Genomic DNA, 25,869 nt, shown 5'->3' on the forward strand with positions numbered 1-25,869 from the left:
CCGCGATGCGCGTTGACTTCGGCTAAAGAGTGGCGGCGCGGGAGTTTCCGTCACAGCGGGTGAACGGATGACAGGCCGGAACGTTCGGAGGACACGGCCCTCCGATCGGCCGACCCGGCGTCGGCCGAACGCCCGACAGCCTCAACCGAGGGCGGTGTGGAGGCGGAGGGCTACCTGGATGTCGAGGGTGTGGTCCGGGGACTGCCAGCCGTCGCCGAGGAGGGCGGTGACGCGGTCGAGGCGTTGTTGGACTGTGTTGGGGTGGATGTGGAGTGAGGTGGCGGCGCGGGTCGGGCTCTGGCCGGCGGCGAAGTATGCCTGGAGGGTGCCGATCAGGTCGGTGCCTCGCTGGTCGTCGTACTCGAGGACCTTGCCGAGGACGTGGTGCACGTGGGTGCGCAGGTCGACCTCGGACGCGCCTACAAGGCCTGCCACGCCAAGGTCGTCGGGCGTAGCGGACTCACTGGTGCGGCCGAGGCGGAGCATTGTCGTGACCAGACGAGACGCTTGCCGGTGTGCTTCGACCAAGGGCTCTCCCCAGGTCGCAGGGCCTGTGACAGCGACGGTCACGCCGGTGCGCTTGGCGACCTCGGTCAAGTCGCGTGCGACAGCTGCTGCGCTGGTCCGAGCGAACAGCAGCACCAAGTCCCCGCCGTACGGGCCGGCCAGGACCAGTCTGTCTTCCAGTGGCGCGGACAGCCGAGCACGTACGGCGGAGTGATCGCCGCGGCAGACTGCGACGACCAGGCGGTCGTGCCGGTGGTTCGGCGCCAGTAGACGGAGCCGGTCGGTCAGAGCGCGCGGGTCGGCGCTTCCGCTCAGTACGTCGGCCAGCAGATCCGCCTGGGCGCGTTGGGATTGCTCAGCGGCCTGTCGGCGGAAGAGCAGGACCAGTGCGGTGACAACGGCAGCCCGCTCGACGATGCGCTGGTCCGCACCCGACAGGTCGTCCGCACCGCCGATGACCAGCGCGCCAAGCCGTTCACCCTTAGCGGTTGCTGCCACGACCCAGCAGTCACCGATGCGGGTCAAGCGACCGGACTCGGACTCCCGCCACGGCACCGGCGTACTGGGAACGCTGCCGGCGACGGCGAGCTCGTTGCCGCCGGCATCGACCAGTACGACCCACATGTCGAGCAGTTCGGACAGTGCTGCGGCGATGGCGTCCACGTCGCCGCCGGACAGCACGATCTCGGCGAAGCGGTCGTGGGCCGCGGCCGCGTGCTCGACGCCCGCGTGGGCCGCGGACAGCTGTTCCAGCGCGGCCTCGGTCTCGGCGGCTGCGCGCACCTGGACGATCGTCACCGCGGCCAGCGCTGCCAGCGAGCCGAGCAGCGACACCTCGTCGTGGCTGAACGGGCGCCGCGTGCGGTTGGAGGCGAACAGCACGCCCACGAACGCTCCGTCGACGATCAGCGGTGTTCCGCAGATCGCCACCAGCCCTTCGTCACCAACGGCGTGGTCGATCGCCGTCGTGTGCCGGAACCGCTCGTCGGACGGGTAGTCGGCGGTCCAGTACGGCTTGTAGGTCTCCGCGACCAGACCGCCGAGACCTGCACCGAGCGGGAGGCGGACCTGCTGGAACTCCGCCGACACGGACCCGTCGGTCGCACGCATGTAGGTGTCGCCGCGGGACGGGTCGTACAGCGTCAGGTAGGCCACGTCCACGCCGAGCAGGCTGCGGGTCCGATGCACGATGGTGCCGAGGACGTCACCGGGGTCCCGGGCCGAGGCAAGCTCGCGGGCCACGTCGACCAGGGTCGAGAGCTCGGCCTCGCGCTTCTTGCTGGCGTCCATGCCCGCCCGGATGCGCAGGGCGAGGTCGCGTGCCACCGCGTCCTCGCCCGCCGCCCGGGCCAGCTCGCTCCCGGGCGCATCCTCGGCCAGCAGCCGCAGAAGCTCCTCCATGGTCCTACAGGGTAGTGAGGTCCCGGCGCCGCGTTTCGGAGTACGACGTCACCGCGACGATCGAGATCACCGCACATGCTGCGACGTACACGGCGATCGCGTAGCCGGAGTCGTACGCCTTGAGCAGCGCAACCGCGATGAACGGCGCCAGGCCGCCCGCGATGATCGATGCGAGCTGGTAGCCGACCGAGACACCGGAGTACCGCACCCGTGTCCCGAACAGCTCGGTGAAGAACGCGGCCTGCGGTCCGTACATCGCACCGTGCAGCACCAGACCGACCGTCACCGCCAGCGTCGCCAGGGCGAAGTTCTTCGTGTCCACCAGGGCGATGAAGACGAACGCCCAGATCCCCACCCCGACCGCACCGATCAGGTACACAGGCCGCCGGCCGATCCGGTCCGACAGCGAGCCCCACAGCGGAATGGCGAAGAAGTGCACGGCCGCGGCGATCAGTACGGCGTTCAGTGCGAACGACTTGCCCAGACCGAGGTGTTCCTTCGCGTACGTCGCGATCACGATCGTGAAGATGTAGTAGCTGACGTTCTCCGCCATCCGGGCACCCATCGCGGTCAGCACCTCGCGCGGGTACTTCGTGATCACCTCGAAGAACGGCAGCTTCTCCGCCGGCTGCTCCTTCGCGCGGGCCTGCGCCTGCCGGAACACCGGCGACTCCTCGATCCGCAGCCGCACCCACAGCCCCACCAGGACCAGTACGGCGGACAGCAGGAACGGAATGCGCCAGCCCCACGAGTCGAAGGCAGCCTCGGACTGGAACGCGGCCAGCCCGGCCAGTACGCCGTTCGCGATCAACTGGCCCGCCGGAGCACCGGCCTGCGGCCAGGACGCCCAGAAACCGCGCCGTGCCGGATCACCATGCTCCGACACGATCAGTACGGCGCCGCCCCACTCACCACCCAGCGCGAAGCCCTGGATGAGCCGCAGCACCGTGAGCAGGATCGGGGCGAGCGCACCGACCTGTGCGTACGTCGGCAGCAGACCGATGGCGAAGGTCGCGATCCCCATCATCAGCAGCGACAGCACCAGCAGCTGCTTGCGGCCCAGCCGGTCACCGAAGTGCCCGAACACCACACCGCCGATCGGCCGGGCGAAGAAGCCGACCGCGAACGTCGCGAAGCTCAGCAACGTCCCGGTGAGCTCCTCCCCCTTCGGGAAGAACAGGTCGCCGAACACCACCGAGGCAGCGACCCCGTACAAGAAGAAGTCGTACCACTCCACCGTCGTACCGACGAGACTCGCGCCGACCACCCGGACGATCGACGTCCGGGTCTGGGTCGGTTGTGTTGCCGTCATGGGCGGGCTCCTGAGTTGTTAGTGGGCGGTCCAGCCGCCGTCGAGTACGAACGAGCTCCCCGTGATGGAGGCGGACGCGGGACCGCACAGCACGGCCACCAGCTCCGCCACTTCGGCCGGTTCGATCAGCCGCTTCACCGCGACCGGCTCGAGCAGGACCTTGTCCAGCACCTCCGACTCGGACAGGCCGTGGGTCGCGGCCTGGTCCGCCAACTGTGCGGTGACCAGCGGAGTCCGGACGTAGGCCGGGTTCACACAGTTGCTGGTCACTCCGTGCGGCGCACCTTCCAGTGCGACGACCTTGCTGAGTCCTTCCAGCCCGTGCTTCGCAGCGACGTACGCCGCTTTGAACGGGCTGGCCCGGAGTCCGTGGACCGAGCTGATGTTCACCACCCGGCCCCAGCCGGCGCCGTACATGTGTGGGAGCGTCTGCCGGATCAGCCGGAACGGGGCCTCCAGCATGAGCCGGAGGAGGTAGCTGAACCGCTCCGGCGGGAACTGCTCGACCGGTGCGACCTGCTGGACCCCGGCGTTGTTCACCAGGATGTCCACGTCCGTCGGCAGCTCCGCCAGCCGGTCCAGCTCGGCCAGGTCGGCCACCAGCGTCTCGACGCCCTCCAGCGCGTCGAGACCGGCCTGGTCGAGGTCGACGGCCACGACGTGCACGCCGTCCGCTGCCAGGCGTTGGGCGCACGCGGCGCCGATACCGGACGCGGCTCCGGTGACGAGTGCTCGACGGGTCTCCATGGGCGATGACTGTAGGAATCCCAGGTCCCGCCGGGTATGGGATGGGAGCACATATCCGCAGACCCGGCGATGGGTTGGGCCTCCACTTATCCACAACCCCGGCTATCAAAGCAGCGCGGCACGATAGCTGGACCTATTGTTGAAACATGGTCGATATCGAGCAGCCGAAGAAGAAGGCCGCCGGCGTCCCCGCGGTCGTGTCGTCGTTCAAGTTCGGCCTTCGCGAGATGGGCCCGGCGCGGACCGGCAAGGTCTTCGTGAAGATGAACCAGGACGGCGGGTTCGACTGCCCGTCCTGCGCCTGGCCGGACCCCGACCACAAGCGCAAACACGCGGCCGAGTTCTGCGAGAGCGGCGCCAAGGCGGTGGCCTGGGAGGCGACCCGCAAGCGGGTCCCGCGGGCGTTCTTCGCGGAGAACTCGGTCGACGACCTGCAGCGGATCTCCGAGTTCGACCTCGGCAAGCTCGGCCGGATCACCGAACCGATGCTGCTGCGGGCCGGCGCCACGCACTACGAGCCGGTCGGCTGGGACGAGGCGTTCCAGGTCGTCGCCCGGCACCTGAAGGCCCTCGTCGATCCGAACGACGCCGTCTTCTACACCTCCGGCCGGACCAGCAACGAGGCCGCCTTCCTGTACCAGCTGTTCGTCCGCGCCTACGGTACGAACAACCTGCCCGACTGCTCCAACATGTGCCACGAGTCGTCCGGCACGGCGCTGTCCAAGGTGATCGGGAGCGGCAAGGGCGCGGTCACGCTCGAGATGCTCGAGGAGTCCGAGCTGATCGTGATCGTCGGCCAGAACCCGGGAACCAACGCGCCCCGGATGCTCAGCCACCTGGAGATCGCCAAGCGCAACGGCGGTTCGATCGTCTCGGTGAACCCGCTGCCCGAGCCGGGGCTGATGAACTTCATGAACCCGCAGCGCCCGCGCGGCTGGGTCGGCAAGGGGACCGAGCTCGCCGACCAGCACCTGCAGATCCGGATCGGTGGCGACCAGGCCCTGTTCCTGGCCCTCGGGCACCTGCTGCTCGAGGCCGAGGCTGCCGCCCCGGGTACGGTGCTGGACAAGGCGTTCGTCGAGTCGCACACCAGCGGCTTCGAGCTGTACGCGAAGCACAACGCCGAGCTCGACTGGGACGCGGTCGAACTCGCGACCGGGCTGCGCCGGGCCGAGATCGAGGAGCTGGCCCAGCGGTTCATCCGCTCGAAGGCGACGGTGATCTGCTGGGCGATGGGCCTGACACAGCACCGCGAGGCGGTCGCGACGATCAGCGAGATCGTCAACGTGCTGCTCCTCCAGGGCAATATCGGCAAGCCCGGCGCGGGCCCGTGCCCGGTGCGCGGCCACTCGAACGTCCAGGGCGACCGCAGCATGGGCATCTGGGAGAAGATGCCGGACGCCTACCTGGACCGGCTCGACCACGAGTTCGCGTTCACCTCGCCGCGGGAGCACGGCGTCGACGCGGCCGCGACCGTGAAACGCCTGCGGGACGGCGACGTCCGCGTGTTCTTCGCGATGGGCGGCAACTTCGCCATGGCGACCCCGGACACCGAGGTCGTGCACCGCGGGCTGCGCGAGTGCGACCTCACCGTCCACGTCTCGACCAAGCTCAACCGGTCGCACACGGTCACCGGCCGCGAGGCGCTGATCCTGCCCACCCTCGGCCGCACGGACCACGACCACACGCCGGCCGGCCCGCAATCGGTGACGGTCGAGGACTCACAGGGCGCAGTACACCTGTCCACCGGCAACCTGGTTCCGCCGGCGCCGGAGCTGAAGTCCGAGATCGGCATCGTGTGCGCGCTGGCGCAACACGTCGTACCCGACGTGGGACAGATCCCGTGGGCCGACTTCGCCGACGACTACAGCCTGATCCGGCAGCGGATCGGGCGGGTGGCCGACGGGTACGAGGACTTCGAGAATCGGCTCCGCGCGAACGAGGGCGGCTTCCTGCTCGCGCACGCCGCGCGGGACAAGCGCGAGTTCCGGACGTCCGACGCGCGGGCACAGTTCACCGCGAACGACCTGACCTGGCTGCCGACCGAGCCCGGCCGGTTGCTGCTGCAGACGCTGCGCAGCCACGACCAGTTCAACACCACGATCTACGGCCTCGAGGACCGGTACCGCGGCGTCCACGGGACACGCGAGGTCGTCTTCGTGAACCCGGACGACCTGGCCGGGCTCGGCCTGCGGGACGGCCAGTACGTCGACATCGTGAGCGAGTTCCGCGGCGTCGAGCGGCGGGCGGCGCGTTTCCGGCTGGTCGCGTACCCGACGGCGCGTGGCTGCGTCGCGGCGTACTACCCCGAGACCAACGTGCTGATGTCCGCCGACGACCTCGCGAAGGACAGCAACACCCCAGTCGCCAAAGGCCTGACAGTCAGGCTGGAGCCGTCGAGCTGAGGGCGTCAGCCCAACCAGGAGCCGACACCGTCCCAGGCGTACTCGAGTTCACGGGCGGCGCCAGGATCCGGCAGCCGGGATGCGACCTGGGCGAGCGCTGCACGCATCCCCTGGACCCCGCCGTGGGTGTCCAGCCGGCCGCCGAGCTCGCGGGCACGGGCCTCACCGGGGCCGTCGTCGAGGTACTTCCCGGCCTTGCCGATCTCCGTAAGCTCCTGGATGACGGCCTCCACGTCCAGGTCACCTGTCGGTTGCGATGCGTCGGTCATCATTCCTCCGATCCGGATCGAGCCGTCGCCTGACCCATGGTTGAAGTATCGCGAGTGCGCAGGCCACCGCGGCGCTGGTCAACCACAGACCTTCGGGTCCGGCGGTTTCGAGGAGTTGGGTGACGGTGATCGGCGCGATCGTGGTCGCGATCCCCCAGCTCAGGCCGAAGATCGCGAGATACCGGCCGCGGGCCTTCTCCGGTGCGAGGCCGGACGCCTGGGTGAGGTAGCGGGTGAGGAGGAACAGTTCGCCGAGGCTCCACAGGACCGCGGCGAGCAGGAAGACCGCGAGGTTGTGCGCCAGCGCGACGACCACCAGGCCGACGCCGACGAGCGCGTATCCGATCGCGATCGCGCGGAAGTCGTCCAGGTGCTGCACGCGGAGCAGCCGCTGGGCCGCGATCAACGTGACGGCCGAGACCGCGAGAATGATGCCGGTACCCGACTCGGGGAGGCCTTGGTCGAGCAGGGTCAGCGGTACGCCGATGATCAGCTGCATGTAGATCGTCGCGAAGACCGTGCCGCCCGCGAGCAGCAGCAACAGCCGCCGGTCGCGCCACGCGGGCGCAGCCTTGTCGGGCAGATCGTCGCGCCGCGCCCGGCGTACATCCGCGGGGAGTGCGACGGCCACGAGCGCGGCGCAGGACAGACACGTGATCGCGTCGGCGACGAAGAGCCAGCGAAGATCCCAGTGGCTGATCGCGGCGGCGAGGAGGCCGGCGAGGACGCCCGCCGCGGCCAGCGCCGCGCTGTACAGCCCATACGCGGCTGGGCGGTCCTCGGGCTCAGTGACGTCGGCGATCATCGCCTGGCTCGGCGGCTCGTAGATCTCGAACGCGAGGCCGAGCAGGATCGTCGCAAGGACGGCGGACCACAGTGTGTGGCTGAGCGCGATCCACAGCTGGCCGACGGCACAACCCGTCAGCCCGAGGACGATCGTGCTGCGCCGGCCGAGCCGGTCGGCCAGCTGACCGCCGAGCAGTCGGGACGGGATCGTCGCGGCTCCGAAGACCGCCAGGATCAGGCCGGTCTGGCTGAGCGACGCCTTGAACTCGACCGACAGCACCACCCCCAGGAACGGCAGCGTGAACGCTCCGATCCGGTTCACGGCCCGGGCGACGACCAGGATCCACACCGCGCGGGACAGTCCACGCGCCGCGACGACTGTGCTCACCTCGAACCCCCATGACTGTCTAAATGGCTATGATCGGTCACGCAAGCCTGAGACTACGGAGGTATCGCGTGACTGGTCAAGTGTCTTTTGATAGTCATGCCCGGAGTGTGCTGGCCGCGGCGGTGGAGTACGTGAACAGGCTGACGCCCGGGTACTCCGGCGGCCTTCCGTACGACGCTCCCGCCGACGACGCGATCACCACTGCCGTCGCCGAGGCGCTCACCGCGATCGGCCATCCGCCGAAATCCGTGCCGGCCGACGACGCGCGGCGGCTGGCGCATCTGGCCGGACGGATGCGGATCGTCTTCGAGGCCGCCAACGCGGGCGATCTGGACGCGGCGGCCGACGAGATCAACGCGTTGCTGCTCGACACCAACGCCCGCCCGCAGCTCGACCGCGGCAAGGACCGCCCGTGGAGCCTGCACTTCCACGGCCCCGACGAACAACTCGCGAACGGCTGGGCCGCCGGCTGCGCAGCCGGCCTCGCCCTCGCCGTCGGCAGCGACCTGGCCGGCCGCCTAGGCGTCTGCGCGGCCCCTCAGTGCGACCGAGTCTTCGTCGACGTCTCGAAGAACGGCCAACGCCGCTTCCACTCCCCCCAATGCCAAAGCCGCGTCAAAGCCGCCACCCACCGAGCCCGCCAGGCCGCCGGCTGACCCAACCCAGCACGGGGCAACAGCCTCCGGCATCGCGAGCGCCCCACCCGAGAGGTTTCGGGTGGGGCGTCGGGGGTGTTGTCTCAGCCGACCGGGGTGAGTTCGCGGTCGGGGGCGGCGGGTGGGGTTTGGGGGGCGTGCTTCGGCTGCTTGGGGCGGAGCCACTTGGGGCCCCACCAGTTGGCGTCGCCGAGGAGGGTCATGATGCTGGGGAGGACGACGGCGCGGATGATCGTGGCGTCGATCAGGATCGCGACGGCGAGGCCTACGCCCAGCTGCTTCATGTCCAGGGTGCTCAGCGTGGCGAAGACCGCGAAGACGCCGATCATGACGGCCGCCGCGCTGGTCACGACGCCGGCCGAGCCGGTGATGCCCTCGGCGACCGCCTGCTTGGTGGGTACGCCGCGGAGCACCGCCTCGCGGATCCGGCTGACCACGAACACGTGGTAGTCCATCGACAGACCGAACAGCACCACGAAGAGGAACAGCGGCAGCCAGCTGACCACGGCCCCGTTCGACCGGAAGTGCAGCAGGCCCTCGGCCCAGGTGTTCTGGAAGACCGCGGTGACGACGCCGTACGCCGCGGCCGCGCTCAGCAGGTTGAGCCCGATCGCCGTGATCGCGACCACCACCGACCGGAACGTCACCATCATCACGATCATCGTCAGCAGCAGCACGAACCCGATCACCAGTGGCAGCTTGTCCCGCGTGTGGGCGGCGTAGTCGACGTCCGCGGCCACGAACCCGCCGACCGCGTACTCGACGCCGGGCACCTTGCCGACCGTTTCCGGCATCAGTTCCTTACGCAGCTTGGTCAGCGAGTCCCTGGCCTGGTCGCTGCCGCCCTCGTACGGCGTGGCGACCTCGAGCGTGGCGACTGTGCCGTCCTTGGAGAACCGCGGCTCCTCGAGACCGTCCGACGCGAACAGCTTGTCGCCCTTGGTCTTCTCCATCAGCTCGGCCAGCGCGGCCTTGACGGCAGGCTGCTGGTTCGCAGGCGCCCGTACGGCGACCTCGTGGCTGGTGCCCGTGCTGGGGAAGGCCGCGGTCAGCCGGTCGTACGCCTTCATCACCGACGTCGTCCGCGGCAGGTCCTCGGTGCCCGGGAACTTCAGCGTCATCCCCAGTGCCGGCGACGCGACCGCGAGCAGCGCGGTGACGGAGACCAGCAGTGTGGCGATCGGGTGCTTCAGGGCCGGCTTGAGCACCGTCGGCCAGAACCGCGGCTGTCCCTTGCTCGCGGTCAGCCGCCACACGAACGGGATCCGCGGGCGGTCCACCCAGCGGCCGAGCTTCGCCAGCACGGCCGGCAGCACGGTCAGCGAACCGACGACGGCCACCGCGACGACCAGGATCGAGCCGACCGCGAAGGACGAGAACACCGCGTCGCGGGCCAGGAACAGCCCGGCCATCGAGATGATCACCGCCGTCCCCGAGACGACGACCGCGTGGCCCGACGTCGCGGCAGCGATCTCGACCGCGTCGATGTGGCCGCGGCCCTTGGCACGTTCCTCACGTTCGCGGCGCAGGTAGAAGAGCGAATAGTCGACGCCGACCGCCATACCGATCAGCAGGATCACGCTGTTGACCGCGTCGACCGCGGGCACCAGCTGGGACGCCGCGGCCGATAAGCCGATCGCGGCGGCGACCGAGGACAGTGCGAGCAGCACCGGCACCGACGCGGCGATCAGGGCGCCGAACGCGACCAGCAGGATCGCCAGCGTCACCGGCAGGCTGAACATCTCCGCCCGCTTGAAGTCCTTGCCGAGCGTCTCGTTGAGCGCCTTGCCGATCGACAGCCCGCCGACCTCCTCGATCCGGAGATCCGGGTACTGCTGCTGGACCTTGGCGGTCGTGTCGAGCAGCGGCTGCACCCGCGCGTCGTCGTCGGACCCCTCCGGCGCGTCCTTCAGCGTCACCCGGACGATGACCGCGTCGTTCTTCGGCGACGGCATCGGGCGAGCGACCTCCGCGACCCCACCGAGGGCGCGCATCTGCTGGATCACCACGCCGGCGGCCTGGTTCGCCGCGGTCCTGTCGAGCTGTCCGGACGGAGCCGTGATCAGCACGCTCTCGACGTCCGGGTCGTCGAAGTTGCCGGACTTGACGATGTCGTCCGCCCGGGTCACCTCACCGATGTCCCCCTCGTTCTTCGACTCCTTGGTGCCGGTCACCGAGCCGAGCGCGAAACAGGCGATCACGACGACAACCCACATCGCGATCGCCCGCCACGGATGGGTGGCGCTCCAGCGCGCCGCCCGTACCGTGATCTGTCCCCTGGCCATACCTACCCTGCCCCTCTGCGCCCCCTCAGGCGCCCCACCCAGCGCTCCCTGGCGTCGCGCTGGCTACGGGCAAAAGCCTCGCTGCCCGGGGCACCCGGCGGCCATGCAGGAAACCCCCGAGGTCCCCCTGGGGTAAACCCCACCCCACCCTTTCCCGTACGCCCTACGCACCCGGTGATCGGATGTCCGGACGAGCCGCCCCACCCACCCAAAGCCCCACCGCCGCCACCCGTCCGCTCGACCTTGTGCACCACGTCCGCACGTGGCGCGCCCCGTCGTACGGACTGGGTGCAAAAAGTCGCCAAGCCAGGCGGGGGCCGGGCCGGCGCGGCGGGGCTGGGTGGTGGGGCGGTGGCGGGGCTGGGTGGTCAGAAGTCGTCGAGGTCGAGGGAGGAGGCGGCGGAGACGCCCTCCAGGTACCCCTCGGCGCGCTCGGCCTTGGGGTAGCGGTGGACCAGGGACCAGAAGGTGGCGTTGTGGGTCGGCTCGATCAGGTGGGCGAGCTCGTGGACCAGGACGTAGTCGACGACCCAGCCCGGCATCGCCTGCAACCGGGTCGACAGCCGGATCGACCGGTCCGCCGGAGTGCACGATCCCCACCGTCTGTTTTGGTTCGAAACCCACCTCACCGACGCAGGTTCGGGCACTTCGGGGAGGTGACGACACGCGAGTTCGTGTGCTCTGGCCAACAATTTTTCGTCCGACACGCGGGATCGGCTGCGCTGCTTCTCCAGGCGCGCCAGCATGGTCTCTACCCAGCGCGCCTCCTCCGCGGCGGACAGCCGGTCAGGCATCAGCACGACCACCCGCTCACCGTCGCGGTACGCGCTGACCGTGCGCTTGCGGCGCTTGCTGCGACGGATGTCCACGTAAGGCGGGATCGGGCGCGGTGGAGAGTCGGCCATGGCTCAAAAATGTACCCCCAGATTCCGACAACTTTCTTCGGTCCACATCCTGTGCATGGGCGTTTTCGCAGGTCAGACGCCAGATCTTGATCCTGCCGACCCCGGTTGTTCACATCGCGTTCCCCCGCCCGTCCACAGCACCCGGCGGCGCGTCCCACAGGTTGCGCACAGAGTTATCCACAGGGGTGGACAACGCGGGCTTGCCACCGCCGCCGGCGTCTCCTAGCGTCGTCGGGAACAGGCTCCCGGACCGCTTCCGGGGCCGCTCGGAGGGGAAGCCGAGTGGTCGCGGAGGCGGACCACCGGGAGCCTGTTCCGTGTGGGCGAAACTTTCGGTAAGGGCTTTCCCAGGCGGGATTACGCGGCGCGCTGAGCGGGAGGTGCGCTTGAACCGGCGAAAAGCTGCCGTAGGGTGATTCCCGACTGGGCCGAACGGCCTACGGCAGGAACGGTCTGCCGTTAGCATCCAACGACTGCCCGGGGCGAGACCCCGGGCTGAAATTCAGAGCAAGGAGAGGGCCCTCATGGCAGAGACCTGGAGCGGCGAGTTCTACTGCGTCAAGTGCAAGGCCAAGCGCACCGCCGACGGCGAGGTCAAGGTCAACGACAAGGGCACGCGCATGGCGAAGGCCAAGTGCCCCGAGTGCGGTACGAACCTGAACCGGATCCTCGGCAAGGCCTGACGCACCAAGTCGTAGAGGCGGTGTCCGGCACGTTGCGCGTGCCGGACACCGCCTTTCGTCGTCCCCGGGCCCGCGACACACGGCCCCCGCCGGAGCTGGGCTTGGGTGACCGGACAGAATGGGAGCGTGTCGGACCTTCCTCGCAAGGCGCTGAGCCGGACCGCGAAACTTGCCAGCCTGCCGCTCGGCGCCGCCGGGCGGGCCACGGTCGGCCTGGGCAAGCGCATCGGCGGTGCGCCCGCGGAGGCCGTGCTCGCCGAGTTCCAGCGCCGTACCGCGGACCAGCTCTTCGCCGTCCTGGGTGAGCTCAAGGGCGGCGCGATGAAGTTCGGGCAGATGCTCAGCCTGATGGAGTCGGCGATGCCGGAGGAGTTCGCGGCGCCGTACCGGGCGACCCTGACCAAGCTGCAGGACTCCGCCCCGCCGATGCCGGCCTCGACCGTGCACACGATCCTGTCGCGGGAGCTCGGCAAGCGCTGGCGGGACCGCTTTGAGGAGTTCGACGACCGGCCGGCGGCGGCCGCGTCGATCGGCCAGGTGCACCGCGGGCGGCTGAAGGACGGCCGCGAGGTCGCGGTCAAGCTGCAGTACCCGGGCGCTGCCGAGGCCCTGCGCTCCGACCTGCGCCAGCTCGGCCGGTTCGGCCGGACGATCGGCACGATGATTCCGGGCCTGGACGTGAAGCCGCTGGTCGCCGAGCTGCAGGAGCGGATCGGCGAGGAGCTCGACTACGACCGCGAGGCGCAGGCCCAGCAGCAGTACGCCGACGCGTTCAAGGACCACCCGGAATTCGTCGTGCCGCGGGTGGTCAAGCACTCGCCCACGGTGATCGTGTCGGAGTGGATCGAGGGCCGCCCGCTGTCGTCGTACATCACCGAGGGCACCAAACAGGAGCGGGACGCGATCGGGCTGAAGTACGTCCGGTTCATGTTCAGCGGACCGAAGTACGCCGGTCTGCTGCACTCCGACCCACATCCGGGCAACTTCCGGGTGATGGCCGACGGCCGGCTCGGCGTGGTCGACTTCGGCCTCTGCGCGCGGCTTCCGGACGGCCTGCCGCCGGCAATCGGGCGGCTGCTGCGGATCTCGCTGAACGGCGACGGCGTCGCGGTCCGGGACGGGCTCAAGGCCGAGGGCTTCATCAAGCCGCGGATGGACATCGATCCCGAGCAGCTGATGGACTACCTGGCGCCGTTCGCGGAGCCGGCCCGCTCGGAGACGTTCCAGTTCAGCCGGGCCTGGATGCGCGCGCAGGCGAACCGGACCGGTGACTTCCGGTCGCCCAACGCGGGGCTGGCCCTGCGCCTCAACCTGCCGCCGTCGTACCTGCTGATCCACCGGGTGTGGATCGGCGGGATCGCCGTCCTGTCACAGCTCGAGGCCGAGGCTCCGTTCCGCGCCGTCCTGGAGGAGCTGCTGCCGGGCTTCACCGACGACTGAGGGCCGGCAGCTCCCGCAGGGTGACCGCGAGCAGGATCGCCATCGCGGTCAGGGCCACGGCGGTCAGTGCGGCTGCCAGGTGGAGGCCTGAGGTGAAGGCGTCGCGGGCCTGGTCGAGTACGTCGGCCGCGGCCCCCTGGCTGACTGCTTCGCCCAAGGAGTTGCCGCCACGACCGTCCGTCCGGCCGCGGTACACCGCGGTGACGAGGCTGCCGAGGACAGCGATCCCGAGGGCGTAGCCGAACTCGTTGCCGGTCTGGGTCAGCGCGCCCGCCGAGCCGGCCTTCTCCGGCGGGACGGACCCGATCACCAGGTTCGTCCCCAGGATGACCAGCGCGCCCGGCCCGAAGCACTCGAACGCGAAGGCGATCACCAGCACGGTGGTCGACGTGGTCAGGCTGACGACGACCATGCCGACCACGGTGAACGCGACGCCGACCGGGATCAGGACACCTGGGCGGATCCGCTGCGCCAGCCGCGGGGCGAGCTGGAAGCCGATCGTGGACGTGATCATGCCCGGCACCAGCGCGAGACCGGCCTGCAGCGGAGTCATCCCCTTGACCAGCTGGAAGTACTGCGCGACGAACACCATCACGCCGCCGGACAGCATCGAGTACGCCGTCATGCTGCCGAGCGTCACGCTGAAGGTCCGGCGGGTGAACAGCCGTACGTCGACGAGCGGGTCCGCCAGGCGCAGCTGCCGCCGTACGAAGATCCAGCCGAACGTCGCACCGGCCACCAGTGCCACGACCGACTCCACGCCGGCGCCGTGCGCGGCGAGGTGCTTCAGGCCGTGGATCGCGGGCAGGATCGCGGCCAGCGACAGGACGACGCTCGGCCCGTCGATCCGCCCGGCCCGCTCGTTGCGGTACTCCGGGAGGATGAACGGCCCGGCCGCGAGCAGCGCCACCATCGCGGGGACGCCGATCAGGAACGCCGAGCCCCACCAGAAGTGGTTGAGCAGGACGCCGCCGACGATCGGACCGACGATCGCGCCGACGGTGAAGCACCCGCCCCAGACGCCGAGCGCGGTAGCCCGCTGCCGCTCGTCCGGGAAGATCGTCGAGATCAGCGACAAGGTGCACGGCGCGATCGCGGCGCCGGCGATCCCCAGCACCGCGCGGGCGCCGATCAGCATGCCGGGGCTGACGGAGTACGCCGCCACGATCGAGGCGACGCCGAACACGGCAGCGGCGATCAGCAGCAGCCGGCGGCGCCCGATCCGGTCGCCCAGGGTGCCCATGGTGATCATCAGGCCGGCGACCATGAAGCCGTACACGTCCAGGATCCACAGCTGCTGGCTGCTGGTGGCGCCGAGCGCCTCGGTGACGGCCGGAACGGCAAGCAGCATCACGAACAGGTCGAGCGACACCAGGAGCGTGGCCAGGCACAGCACACCCAGCGCGATCCATTGCCGCCTGCTGGTCACCACGGCGTCTACCTCGAGGGTCATCGATCCGGTCCTTCCGAGAGGGTGTCTTCACCCCCTGCGTCGAGCGGATCGGCCGTGGATCGACACATCGCCCGGAATTTGTCCCAGCCGTGCCCTAGCCTGGTCGGCTCCTGCCGACGATGGGAGCTGGACCATGAACCGGATCGGGAATCTGCCGGAGGTCGTGTCGCCCGAGGACTGGCTCGTGGCGCGCCGGGAGCTGCTGGCGCGGGAGAAGGAGATGACCCGCGCGCGGGACCGGCTGAACGCCGAGCGACGGCGGCTGCCGATGGTCCGGATCACCAAGGCGTACGTGTTCGAGGGTCCGGACGGGCCGGTCAGCCTGCTCGACCTGTTCGCGGGGCGCCAGCAGCTGGTGATGCATCACTTCATGTTCGGTCCGGACTGGGACGAGGGATGCCCGAGCTGCTCGTCGGCAGCCGACGAGATCGGCAACCTGCGCCAGCTGCACGTCCGCAATACGTCGCTGGTCGCGGTCTCCCGAGCGCCGTACGAGAAGCTCGCGGCGTTCAAGGCCCGGCTGGGCTGGACGTTCCCGTGGTACTCGTCGCACGGGAGCGACTTCAACTACGACTTCCACGCAACCCTGGACGACCGGGTCGCGCCGGTGCTGCTGCACTTCCGCACGCAGGAGGAGCTGGCCGCGGAGAAGGGCACGCCCTGGACGGACGGGCCGTGGACGCCGGACATGAACGGCGAGGAGATGCCGGGGATCAGCACGTTCCTGCGGGTCGACGACGAGGTCTTCCACACCTACTCGACCTTCGGGCGCGGCATCGAGGACTTCCACAACTGCTACCGGTACCTGGACCTCACGGTCCTCGGCCGCCAGGAGGCGTGGGAGGAGCCCGCCGGCCGGGCCGAACCGCTCGGGCTGCACGTCGGCGGTCCCGCGATGCGCGTCCCCGATCAGTACGAGGGGTGACTCACCAGTAGACCGGGTCCAGCTTGCCCTCGATGTTGCGGACGTTCTCCCGGGCGCACCGGTCGCAGTACAGCAGCTTGCGGCCGTCCTCGATCGAGGTCACCCAGGTCAGCGGCGCGTCCTCCGACTCCGCCTGCTGACCACACAACGCACAGGTAGCTCTGCTCACGGGCCATAGTGTTGCACCATCGGTCCCCAGGAATCGCCGCACCTCGGCGTTGAACGCCTCGGGTGCCTCGAGGTTGATCTCGTGACCGACTCCGGGCAGCACTACGAGCTCCGCGGCGGGGATCGCCGAACGCAGCGCCGCCGCGACCGTGCCGACCGGCGCGCGCCGGTCGTACTCGCCCCACAGCAGCAGGGTGGGGACGGAGATCGTCGGCAGGACCATGTTCAGATCTGCCTCGGCGAAGGCGCTCAGCATCGGCAGCATCCCCGCCCGGCGACTCTCGAGCATCATCGTCCGGACCAGCTCCAGCGTCCCGGGCGGCACTGGCCCGTCGAAGAGAGTGGGCAGGTACCCGTCCAGCCACTCTCCCGGCGGCCGGTCGGCCTCCGCTCGGACCCGGCAGATCCGGGCCTCGACCTCGGCCGGCGGCAAAGAACCCTTCCAGCCGGCGTACGCCCCCGCCAGGACCAGCGAGCGGACGAGCTGCGGGTCGCGTTCCCAGACGGCCAGAGCCAGGCCGGCGCCCCAGGACAGGCCGCCCAGATGGGCACTGTCGACACCAAGCGCGGCGAGCAGCGCCACCAATGCGTCGGCGTAGTCGGACATCGTCATCTCACCGGGCGGGTCGTCGGAGCCGCCACAGCCGGGCGCGTCCCAAGCGATCACGTCGTACCGGTCGGCGAGCCCGGCCAGCTGCGGCCGCCAGGCGCGGCCGTCGCTCCACCCGCCGTGCAGCAGCACCAGCGCCGGCCCCTCCCCGGCCCGGTGGTAAGCCAGCCTCCTGCCGTCGATGTCAGCCAGCTCCATCGCCCGGCACCTCCCCCCGCCTATGCTCCTCAGCATGCGCTGGGTGATCCACGGTGAGGAAGAGGCTTGGTCCAATCCGTGGCTGAGTGTGCGGCGGCTGGACGTGGAGCAGCCCGACGGGCGCCGGTTCGACTACCACGCGGTCCGGTTGAAGGACATCGCCGCCGCGGTCGTCACCCGGGACGGCTGTGTGCTGCTGATGTGGCGGCACCGGTTCCTGACCGATACCTGGGCGTGGGAGATCCCGATGGGGATCATCGAGCCTGGTGAGACTCCGGAGGCCGCCGCGGCGCGGGAGCTCGAGGAGGAGACCGGCTGGCGGGCGGACGGGCTGACCGAGCTGATCCGCTCCGAGCCCGCCGCCGGGATCACCGACTCCCGGCACTTCGTCTTCCGGACGACGGGTGTGCGGTACGCCGGACCGCCGACCGAGCTGAACGAGTCCGACCGGATCGAGTGGATCCCGCTGGCCGACGTCCCGGCGATGATCGCCCGGCACGAGATCGTCAGCGGCATCACGCTGGTCGGGCTCCAGCAGCTGCTGCTGTCCGAACGTGGCTGAGGGGCGGCACCCCCGGTGGGTGCCGCCCCTCAGTGATTCAGCTGGTCAGGCTGTGCTTGTGGTGGATCAGACCAGGCGGGCGAGTGCGAGGCGCGCGCGTGCGCTGGCCCTCTCGGCTCGCCGGCCGGCCCGCTCGGCCTGCTTCTGCGCCTTCTCGATCTGGTGAGCGAGGCGGAAGCGCCGGTTCTGCTCGGCGTCGTTCAGCAAAGTACGACAATGAGCACGGGCGAGATCTTCATGAAGTAAATGCATTTCGGTGCTCCTGGTAAAAGTCTGAGTGGTCACGTTCGGACTCGATTCGGATGGGTTGAGGTCGTCAGGCTGCGGTTACGGTGTCACTCTTGCGGGGACGCCCACGGGGCCGCTTGCGCGGAACCACCACTCCCTGGACGAACAGCTCGCCGCCCCACACTCCCCACGGCTCGGAACGCTCGAGCGCTCCGGCCAGGCACTCGGCCTTCAGCGGGCAGGTGGTGCACAGCGACTTTGCGTACTCGACGTCCGCCGGCGATTCGGCGAAGAAGAGTTCTGGCGCGTAGGACCGACAGGGCAGGTCCTGCGACGTTGCGACCTCGGTGAAGACATCGAGGAAGCTAACGCTCATTCCGGTCACCTCCCAGTGACTTTGGTGCTGATCTCTTGTCGTCCGTGACGGCTACCGGTTGGCAGCCACCAAAACTGTGTTGACAAACAAAAGGGCCGCGGGACCCTATCGGGTTCCGCGGCCTTGGAGGTGCCGGCTCTGACGCTTGTCAGACCGGTGGACTCCATGCTCGAGAACCCGAACCGCCGTGCTTCACATCGCCGACAGCTCCGCCCTTGAACTGGGCAGCGCCGGAAGCCATGAGCACAACGGTCGCGACGTGCAGGCGCGGCGAGGCACCCTGAATCGGGGCGCACGGCAGCGCGGCAGCGTCGCTGAACGGCTTCTTGACCGTGTTGATGTTCATTCCAGGGCACCTCCTCTCGTTGTGGCGAAGCGGGCGGTTAGCTCGATCGCTATGGTGGTTTGAAGTTTTCGGCCAGGCTTCGACCGCAGAAAGAACAGTACGCCGTCCGCGCCGGAGCCTGCAAACTATTTATCGCCAGTTCGCGAAGTTGGCCGGAAGTTGCCGCTCCGGCGGCCGGATCTGGCTGCCGAACCCTGCTTCCGGCACGCTCCGGGGCGCCGTCCGCACGCTCCGAGATCGTTGCCTCTGTCACCTAACTGCCACGTCTGCCAGGAGCAGAATGCGGCACGTCCTCCAGCATGCGCCGCGATCGCCTTCCCGGCAAGCACATTTAGCCCCGCCGGGCGGGGTACCGCAGGGACGCGACCTGGGGGTGAGGAGGCCGGCGATGACGAACGAGAGAGCAGTGGGAGTTCCGGGCGGCGAGGCAGGCAGGCCACGCGAGATCCCGGCCCGCGGGTGGTGGCAGATCCTGCGGCGGGCGTGGGCCGAGGCCAAGGCCGACCAGGTGCCGTTGCTGGCCGCCGGTGTCGCCTTCTTCGGGTTCCTGTCCGTGTTCCCGGCGATCATCGCGGCCGTCCTCGCCTACGGGCTGGTCGCGGATCCGGCGCAGATCCGGAACCAGGCCGAGGACCTGGCGAAAGCGATGCCGGCCTCGGGCCGCGATCTGCTCCTGCAGCAGATCGACTCGCTCACCTCCGCCCCGCAGCGCAGCCTCGGCATCGGTGTCGCGATCGCCGTCCTCCTCGCGCTGTGGAGCGCGTCGAGCGGCATCGGCTACCTGATCACCGCCGTCAACCTCGCGTACGACGAGGACGAGTCGCGGGGATTCGTCCGCCGGAAGGCGCTGGCCCTCGGCCTGACGCTGGGTGCGATCGTCTTCGTCCTGCTCGCCGCCGCGCTGTTCTCGGTCGGGGCCGCGATCGGGAACGACGTACCGGCCCCGGTGCGCTACGCGCTCGTGGCGCTCCGGCTGGTGCTCGCCCTGGCCCTGATCAGCATCGCGCTGGCAGTCATCTACCGGATCGCCCCGAACCGGGAAGCGCCGCAGGTCCGCTGGGTCTCGGTCGGCGCCGGCGTCGCCACCGTCATCTGGCTGCTCGCCTCGATCGGTTTCTCGGTGTACGTCGAAACGTTCGGGAGCTACGCGAAGACCTACGGCAGTCTGGCGGCGGTGGTCGTCCTGCTGATGTGGCTCTGGCTCACCGCGTACGCCATCTTGCTCGGTGCGGAGATCAACGCAGAGTCGGAGCAGCAGACGATCCGCGACAGCACCACCGGCGAACCGCGACCCCTCGGTGCGCGCGGGGCCGTGAAGGCGGACTCGGTCCCGGCCAAGGACTGACTACCGGGTGCAGAGGTTGAGGATCTTCTCGCCGTACTTGGACAGCTTGGTGTGGCCGATGCCGGGGATCTGGCGGAGGGCCTGGGCGTCGCCCGGCCGGGTCTCGGCGATCGCGGTCAGGGTCGCGTCGGTGAGGATCACGAACGCGGGCATCTTCTCGGTCTCCGCCTGCTCGGTGCGCCACTCGACCAGCGCGTCGTACAGCTTCTGGTCGATCGTGGACGGGCAGTCCTCGCAGCGGCCGAGCTTGCGGGCGCCCGGGTCCAGCAGGCCGCGCCCGCAGACCCGGCACTTCGGGATCGGGCGGCCCGAGCGGGACTCGCCCGATGGGCGCTCGTAGCCGACGGACGCCGACGGGGTCCACTCGGTCCGCGCCGTACGGACGCCGATCGGGTCCAGGAAGCGCGTCGGCCCCCGGGTGCCGCGGCCGCCCGGCGAGCGGGAGGTGGACCAGCTGATGAACAGCTGCTGCTTGGCCCGGGTCACCCCGACGTAGAACAGCCGCCGCTCCTCCTCTACCTGGGCCGGCGTCTGGGCGTAGCTGATCGGCAGCGTGCCCTCATGGGCTCCGACGATGAAGACGCAGTCCCACTCCAGACCCTTCGCCGCGTGCAGCGTCGCCAGCGTGACGCCCTCTGCCAGCGGCGCGTGCTGGATCGTCGCCCGCCGGTCCAGCTCGGCCATCAGCTCTGGCAGCCGGGCCTCGGGATGCTCGGCCGCGAAGTCGCTCGTCATCGTCACCAGCGCGCTCAGCGATTCCCACCGGTCCCGCACGGCGCCGGTCCCGGTCGGCGGCTCCTGCGTCCATCCCGCCCCGGCCAGCACTCCGGTCACGGTGGTGACCAGGTCGTCCGAGCCTTCGCCGGCCTTGACCTGCCCCCGCAGCAGGACAGCGGCCTGGCGGATCTCCGCGCGCTCGAAGAACCGCTCCGCGCCCTTCAGCACGGTCGGGATCTTCCGCTCGGCCAGCGCCTGCTCGAAGTTCTCCGACTGGGCGTTGGTCCGGAACAGGACGGCGATGTCCCGCAGCGGCACACCCTCGTCCCGCAGCCGGACGACGGCGCGCGCCACGGCGTCCGCCTCCGCGACCTCGTCGGAGTACTCCCGGTAGACCGGAACCGGGCCGGCCTCCTTCTGCGACCGCAGCGTGACCCGACCGGGCAGCCCGGTCGGTCCGGCCGCATCCAGGATCTTGTTCGCCACGTCGACGATCTGCGGTGTCGAGCGGTAGTCGCGGACCAGCTTGATCACGGTCGCCGACGGGTGCCGGGCCGCGAAGCGCACCAGGTTCTCCGGGTCGGCGCCGGCCCACGAGTAGATGGTCTGCGCCGGGTCCCCGACCACGCAGACATCCTCACGGCCGCCCAGCCAGAGGTCGAGCAGACTCTGCTGCAGCGGCGAGACGTCCTGGTACTCGTCCACGACGAACGTGCGGTACTGCCGCCGGATCTCGGCCGCGACCCGCTCGTCCTCGGCCAGCAGCGCGACCGTACAGAGCAGCACGTCCTCCAGGTCGATCCGGCCGCGCTCCAGCTTGACGTCCTCGTACGCCGCGAAGATGCGGGCGATCGTCGGCGGGTCGAAGGCCGCCAGCGCCCGCGCCGACCGGGGCGCCAGCCGGGCGTAGTCGTCCGGGCGGACGTTGCTCACCTTGGCCCACTCCACCTCACCGGCCAGGTCGCGCAGCGCGGGCGTGTCCACCCGGACCCGGCAGCGGGACGCGGCCTCGGTCAGCAGCGGGAACTTGCGGTCCGCGATCGGCGGCAGCTCCCCGCCATACACCTTCGGCCAGAAGAAGCGGGCCTGGCGGAGCGCGGCGGAGTGGAACGTGCGGGCCTGCACGCCCTGGACGCCGAGCTGCGCGAGCCGGCCGCGCATCTCCCCGGCGGCCCGCTGGGTGAACGTCACCGCGAGCACCCGGACCGGGTCGAAGGTGCCGGTGCGCACGCCGTACGCGATCCGGTGGGTGATGGCCCGGGTCTTCCCGGTGCCCGCGCCGGCCAGCACCGCGACAGCCCCGTGCAACGAGGTCGCGACCGCCCGCTGCTCCGGATCGAGGGCCTCGAGGAGGTCATCGGCGGAGCCGGGTCGTGTGAAGTCGCTCACGGGCTGGGTCATGCGGGAACAGCACCACCTGCAACATGGTTCGGATACGTCGAGGGCAACCCTAGACGGCGCGCCCGACATAATCCCCTCCCACTCCACAAGGAGTCCGCCGATGTCGGCATTCACGATGTACTCCACGCCTTGGTGCGGCTACTGCCACCGGCTCAAGGGCCAGCTCAAGCGAGCCGGCATCGAGTTCACCGAGATCGACATCGAGCAGGTGCCGGGCGCGGCCGAGATCGTCGAGAAGATCAACAACGGGAACCAGACGGTCCCGACGGTGGTCTTCCCGGACGGCACCGCGATGACCAACCCGTCGCTCGCCCAGGTCGCGGACAAGCTCGTCGCCTGACACCCGACTCAGGTCATATCGCCTGAGTTATGGACTTTACGGTCATGGCCGTTATACCTTGCGATGAACGCCGTCGCAGGGAGTCCGCCCATGTTCTCGCGCCGTTCATTCCGCCATGCCCTGATCACGCTCGCCGCCGTGCTCGGCCTGCTCGCCACGAGCGGCCTGCACGCGGCGGCAGCCCCGCCGGGCGACGCGCCCCCGGACCTGCCGCACCCGTTCCCGTCGGAGAACTGGCCGCTCGGCACGCCGACGAAGCCGTTCGCGCCCAGTGCCGATGTCGTCAAGGACCTCGGCTCACCGGTCAGTTCGCTGACGATCATGGAAGGCGCGATCGGCCGCACCCCTGACGGGCGCGACGTCGTGTACGCCGTACCAGCAGGTGAAAACGCTCGTTTGAACGTGGTCGACCTGCACACCCGCGAGCTGATCCGGACCGTGCCGTTGCAGGGCGCGGCGGGCGGCTGGGCGATCGTCGTGACGCCCAACGGCGACGTCTACCTCGGTACGTACGCCAACGCGCACCTGTACCGCTACAGCCCCGCCACCGGCGAGGTGACCGACCTGGGTCAGCCCATCCCCGGTCAGTCCCAGATCTACGGCCTGACGTCCGACCCGGCCGGCAACGTGTACGCCGGGACGTACCCGAACGCCCACGCGTTCAAGTACGACACGACGACGGGACAGGTCACGGACTACGGCTCGCTCGACCCGGTGCAGCAGTACGCCCGGTCCACGGTCTACGACCCCGACCACAACAAGTTGTTCGTCGGCGTCTCCACCCCGAACGCCCGGCTGCTCCGCATCGACCCGGACACCAAAGTGGTCGAGGACATCACTCCCCCGGGCACGACCGCGAAGGACTTCATCGACCTGGACTACGCCGGCGGCAAGGTGTTCGCGAACGCCAGCAGCCGGCTGGTCGTGGTGGACGCGGTCACCGGTGAGCAGGTCAAGTACACCGACGCCACCACCGGTCAGCTCGTGATGGACTACCCGATCGCCGCCCGCGGTGTCTCCGCCGCCGGGCCGGGTGGCGTCTACTTCACCAACAACACCCTGTCGCTCACGCACTACGACTTGAATACCAACACGGTCGGTCCGGTCTCGCCGCCGCGCACACTGACCCGTGGCGCGTCCATCGGCTACGGCTGGGTGACCGAGAACGGCGTACCGGTGCTGTACGGCCTGGCCGGTAACTACTCCGGCGGCACGTTCCGCTACAACCCGGCGGACGGGACGCTCGTGCAATGGAGCTCGCCGTTCCAGTACGTACCGTCGCCGCTGATGCACGAGCTGGCCGACCCCAGCACGGGCAAGGTGTTCGTCAACGTCTACCTGAACGGCTCCACCGCCGTGTACGACCCGGCGACCGGCAAGTCGACGGTCACCACGCGGCAGGGCCAAGTGGAGGGCTGGGCCTGGGACGGCAACGGCAAGATGTACGTCGGCATCTACCCGTACGGCCGGCTCTCGCTCTGGGACCCGAGGCAGCCGGACAGCCCGACCAACCCGAAGGAACTGTTCAGCCTGGTCGACAGCGACCACCAGAACAGGCCGGTCGCGGTGGTCCCGGCGGGCAACCGCGTGTACGTCGGCACCACCCCGGCGTACGGCGAGTACGGCGGCGCGCTGACCGTGTACGACGTACCGACCGGCAGCCACACGGTCTACCGCAACCTGGTGACCGACCAGACGATCTCCTCCGTCGTACCGGCAGGCGCTGACGTCTGGGTCGGCTCCAGCATCGAGGGCGGTCAGGGCACCGAGCCGCGGGCCACCGAGGCGCACTTGGTGAAGGTGAACCCGTCGACGGGACAGGTGCTCACCGACATCGTCCCGGTGTCAGGAGCGGCCAGCATCAACGAGCTCGTCACCGGACCGGACGGAAACATCTGGGGTCTGGCCGACGGGATCGTGTTCGTCATCGATCCGTCGACCGGTGACGTGAAGCGCCTGCTGCCTGTGTTCAGCGGATTCACCGGCTCACAGGACGGTGCGCTGTCCTGGCGCGACGGCTACCTGTATGGCGTGACCGGCGGCCGGCTGTTCGTGCTGGACATCCTGAGCGGCGACACGACCGTCCTGCGCAACCGGGGCCTCAACCGGCTCACCCAGACGCCGGACGGCACCTACTACACGCTGCTGCGGCCGGACGGCTACATCAACCCGACCAACCTGGCCTCGTACACGCCACCGGTCGACCCCTGTCCGCAGTCCGACGTCCGGCCGACGGTCTGGACCGGCAACATCGACAGCCACGTCCAGAACCGCTTCCTGACGTACGGCTGCACGCTGACCGACGTGCTGCCGGACGCCGAGGCCGACTGGCCGAGCCACAGCGCCTACGTCAGCGCGGTGGGTCAGAAGGTGCGAGAGCTCCAGGCCAACGGTTCCATCGAGCGCTGGGAAGGCACGCTCATCGTGACCGCTGCCGCCCGCTCCGACGTGGGCCGGTGATCACCAGCTCCCGGTGAGGCTGTCGCCGTACCAGCCTTCGATCAGGCGGCGGGAGATCGAGATCGCTCCCGGGAGGGCCATCGTGCCGGCTTCGACCAGCGCGCGGAGGTCCTCCCGGGTGAACCACTTCGCCTCGGCGATCTCGTCGCCGTCCACCTCGATGTCGAAACCGGTCGCCTTGGCGTAGAACCCGAGCATCAGGCTGGCGGGCAGCGGCCACGGCTGGCTGCCGGCGTACTCGATCTCCGGCCCGACGATCACGCCGGTCTCCTCGAGCACCTCCCGGCGGACGGTGGCCTCCAGGGACTCGCCGGGCTCCACGAAACCGGCCAGCGTCGAGTACCGGCCGGCGGGCCAGGCCTCGTTGCGGCCGAGCAGCGCGCGGTCCTGGTCGTCGGTGACGAGCACGATGATCGCCGGGTCGCTGCGCGGGAAGTGGCTGCGGCCGCAGACCGGGCAGTGCCGGACGTGGCCGGCCTCCACCACCTCGGTGTGTTCACCGCAGTTCGCACAGTGCGTGTGGACGCCGTGCCAGTTGGACAGGCCGATCAAGTGGACGGCGATTCCCGCCTCGCGGTCGTCCAGGACGGCGCCCAGCTCGCGCAGACCGCCGTACGACTCGTCGGCCTCACCCTCGGCCAGGACGCCGAAGACCGCGCGGCCCTCGGCGGTCATCCCGGCGCCGGACTCGCGGTCGATCCCGAGGAAGATGCGGGTGCCCTCGGGCGCCTCGGACGGCGGCACGAAGCGCAGCGTGGAGCGGTCGTCGACCACCTGGATCTGGTCGCCGGCGACCACGACCACCTGCGTCTCCGGCGAGGCCCACGCCTTCTCCAGCCAGTCGTCGTCACGGCGACGGTCGCCGGCGCGGTCGAGCACGGGCCGGGACAGGGCTAGCGAACCAGGTGCGATGGAGTAGGCCACGTACCTCAACATATCCCGCCCGCATGAGAGCA

The 25,869-nt window shown here is 69.7% G+C and carries 23 protein-coding genes; 9 read left to right on the plus strand and 14 right to left on the minus strand.

What is annotated here, in order from left to right:
- Window positions 1-141: 141 nt before the first annotated feature.
- The 3 genes from AB0I12_RS06965 to AB0I12_RS06975 are packed head-to-tail and all read right to left on the minus strand — an operon-like array spanning window position 142 to window position 3,967.
- Entirely contained in the window at window positions 142-1,908 is a 1,767-nt protein-coding gene (locus AB0I12_RS06965) for a helix-turn-helix domain-containing protein (protein ID WP_359925706.1), read from the minus strand.
- Between the two features lie 4 nt (window positions 1,909-1,912).
- Window positions 1,913-3,220: an MFS transporter gene (locus AB0I12_RS06970; RefSeq protein ID WP_359925708.1), complete on the minus strand. Its 1,308-nt coding sequence runs from the start codon at window positions 3,218-3,220 to the stop codon at window positions 1,913-1,915.
- An 18-nt stretch (window positions 3,221-3,238) separates the two neighbouring features.
- On the minus strand, window positions 3,239-3,967 hold the full coding sequence (locus AB0I12_RS06975) for a 3-hydroxybutyrate dehydrogenase (protein ID WP_359925711.1): 729 nt from the start codon (window positions 3,965-3,967) through the stop codon (window positions 3,239-3,241).
- A 146-nt stretch (window positions 3,968-4,113) separates the two neighbouring features.
- Here AB0I12_RS06975 and AB0I12_RS06980 point away from each other — a divergent pair, with 146 nt between their 5' ends.
- Window positions 4,114-6,372: an FdhF/YdeP family oxidoreductase gene (locus AB0I12_RS06980; RefSeq protein WP_359925714.1), complete on the plus strand. Its 2,259-nt coding sequence runs from the start codon at window positions 4,114-4,116 to the stop codon at window positions 6,370-6,372.
- Between the two features lie 5 nt (window positions 6,373-6,377).
- Here the strand turns inward: AB0I12_RS06980 and AB0I12_RS06985 are convergent, their stop codons facing one another.
- On the minus strand, window positions 6,378-6,641 hold the full coding sequence (locus AB0I12_RS06985; protein ID WP_359925716.1) for a hypothetical protein: 264 nt from the start codon (window positions 6,639-6,641) through the stop codon (window positions 6,378-6,380).
- Window positions 6,613-7,815, minus strand: a complete 1,203-nt coding sequence (locus AB0I12_RS06990; protein ID WP_359925718.1) for an MFS transporter — start codon at window positions 7,813-7,815, stop codon at window positions 6,613-6,615. The genes AB0I12_RS06985 and AB0I12_RS06990 overlap by 29 nt, the downstream gene beginning before the upstream one ends.
- A gap of 131 nt (window positions 7,816-7,946) precedes the next feature.
- Between AB0I12_RS06990 and AB0I12_RS06995 the strand changes: the two genes are divergently transcribed.
- The gene (locus AB0I12_RS06995; RefSeq protein WP_359925721.1) at window positions 7,947-8,471 is read left to right on the plus strand and encodes a CGNR zinc finger domain-containing protein; all 525 of its coding nucleotides are present in this window, start codon (window positions 7,947-7,949) and stop codon (window positions 8,469-8,471) included.
- 83 nt (window positions 8,472-8,554) lie between these two features.
- On the opposite strand, the gene AB0I12_RS07000 is transcribed toward AB0I12_RS06995, so the two are convergent.
- Window positions 8,555-10,756, minus strand: a complete 2,202-nt coding sequence (locus AB0I12_RS07000; protein WP_359925724.1) for an MMPL family transporter — start codon at window positions 10,754-10,756, stop codon at window positions 8,555-8,557.
- 368 nt (window positions 10,757-11,124) lie between these two features.
- Window positions 11,125-11,661 carry a YgjP-like metallopeptidase domain-containing protein gene (locus AB0I12_RS07005; RefSeq protein WP_359925727.1) on the minus strand — a complete coding sequence of 179 codons (537 nt, stop codon included), beginning with the start codon at window positions 11,659-11,661 and terminating at the stop codon, window positions 11,125-11,127.
- Between the two features lie 524 nt (window positions 11,662-12,185).
- Here AB0I12_RS07005 and AB0I12_RS07010 point away from each other — a divergent pair.
- Both AB0I12_RS07010 and AB0I12_RS07015 read left to right on the plus strand, forming a co-directional pair.
- Window positions 12,186-12,344: a DUF5679 domain-containing protein gene (locus AB0I12_RS07010; RefSeq protein ID WP_012922897.1), complete on the plus strand. Its 159-nt coding sequence runs from the start codon at window positions 12,186-12,188 to the stop codon at window positions 12,342-12,344.
- A gap of 126 nt (window positions 12,345-12,470) precedes the next feature.
- Entirely contained in the window at window positions 12,471-13,784 is a 1,314-nt protein-coding gene (locus AB0I12_RS07015) for an AarF/ABC1/UbiB kinase family protein (protein ID WP_359925732.1), read from the plus strand.
- On the opposite strand, the gene AB0I12_RS07020 is transcribed toward AB0I12_RS07015, so the two are convergent.
- Complete coding sequence (locus AB0I12_RS07020; RefSeq protein WP_359925734.1) at window positions 13,771-15,237, minus strand: MFS transporter; 1,467 nt, start codon at window positions 15,235-15,237, stop codon at window positions 13,771-13,773. The two genes, AB0I12_RS07015 and AB0I12_RS07020, sit on opposite strands and share 14 nt — an antisense overlap.
- 133 nt (window positions 15,238-15,370) lie before the next feature.
- On the opposite strand from AB0I12_RS07020, the gene AB0I12_RS07025 reads away from it, so the two are divergent.
- A complete protein-coding gene (locus AB0I12_RS07025) occupies window positions 15,371-16,162 on the plus strand; it encodes a DUF899 domain-containing protein (RefSeq protein WP_359925737.1) in 792 nt (263 codons plus the stop codon).
- A 1-nt stretch (window position 16,163) separates the two neighbouring features.
- Here AB0I12_RS07025 and AB0I12_RS07030 read toward each other — a convergent pair whose 3' ends face one another.
- Window positions 16,164-17,138, minus strand: coding sequence for an alpha/beta hydrolase (locus AB0I12_RS07030; protein WP_359925739.1), 975 nt, complete (start codon window positions 17,136-17,138; stop codon window positions 16,164-16,166).
- 34 nt (window positions 17,139-17,172) lie between these two features.
- Between AB0I12_RS07030 and AB0I12_RS07035 the strand changes: the two genes are divergently transcribed.
- Entirely contained in the window at window positions 17,173-17,700 is a 528-nt protein-coding gene (locus AB0I12_RS07035; protein WP_359925742.1) for an NUDIX hydrolase, read from the plus strand.
- Between the two features lie 66 nt (window positions 17,701-17,766).
- Here AB0I12_RS07035 and AB0I12_RS07040 read toward each other — a convergent pair whose 3' ends face one another.
- The 3 genes from AB0I12_RS07040 to AB0I12_RS07050 form a co-directional block, all read right to left on the minus strand.
- A complete protein-coding gene (locus tag AB0I12_RS07040) occupies window positions 17,767-17,985 on the minus strand; it encodes a hypothetical protein (RefSeq protein ID WP_359925745.1) in 219 nt (72 codons plus the stop codon).
- Window positions 17,986-18,016: 31 nt separating this feature from the next.
- A complete protein-coding gene (locus AB0I12_RS07045; protein ID WP_131285495.1) occupies window positions 18,017-18,304 on the minus strand; it encodes a WhiB family transcriptional regulator in 288 nt (95 codons plus the stop codon).
- Window positions 18,305-18,452: 148 nt separating this feature from the next.
- Window positions 18,453-18,650, minus strand: a complete 198-nt coding sequence (locus AB0I12_RS07050) for a hypothetical protein (protein WP_359925748.1) — start codon at window positions 18,648-18,650, stop codon at window positions 18,453-18,455.
- A gap of 388 nt (window positions 18,651-19,038) precedes the next feature.
- Between AB0I12_RS07050 and AB0I12_RS07055 the strand changes: the two genes are divergently transcribed.
- Entirely contained in the window at window positions 19,039-19,995 is a 957-nt protein-coding gene (locus tag AB0I12_RS07055; RefSeq protein ID WP_359925750.1) for a YihY/virulence factor BrkB family protein, read from the plus strand.
- Here the strand turns inward: AB0I12_RS07055 and AB0I12_RS07060 are convergent, their stop codons facing one another.
- Window positions 19,996-22,113, minus strand: a complete 2,118-nt coding sequence (locus AB0I12_RS07060; protein WP_359925753.1) for an ATP-dependent DNA helicase UvrD2 — start codon at window positions 22,111-22,113, stop codon at window positions 19,996-19,998.
- A gap of 100 nt (window positions 22,114-22,213) precedes the next feature.
- Here AB0I12_RS07060 and AB0I12_RS07065 point away from each other — a divergent pair, with 100 nt between their 5' ends.
- Window positions 22,214-22,453: a mycoredoxin gene (locus tag AB0I12_RS07065; RefSeq protein ID WP_355700203.1), complete on the plus strand. Its 240-nt coding sequence runs from the start codon at window positions 22,214-22,216 to the stop codon at window positions 22,451-22,453.
- A gap of 90 nt (window positions 22,454-22,543) precedes the next feature.
- On the plus strand, window positions 22,544-24,913 hold the full coding sequence (locus AB0I12_RS07070; RefSeq protein ID WP_359925756.1) for a hypothetical protein: 2,370 nt from the start codon (window positions 22,544-22,546) through the stop codon (window positions 24,911-24,913).
- Here the strand turns inward: AB0I12_RS07070 and nudC are convergent, their stop codons facing one another.
- The gene (gene nudC / locus AB0I12_RS07075) at window positions 24,914-25,837 is read right to left on the minus strand and encodes an NAD(+) diphosphatase (protein WP_359925759.1); all 924 of its coding nucleotides are present in this window, start codon (window positions 25,835-25,837) and stop codon (window positions 24,914-24,916) included.
- Window positions 25,838-25,869: the final 32 nt, after the last annotated feature.

This window comes from Kribbella sp. NPDC050459, from assembly GCF_040655315.1.
GTDB lineage: Bacteria > Actinomycetota > Actinomycetes > Propionibacteriales > Kribbellaceae > Kribbella.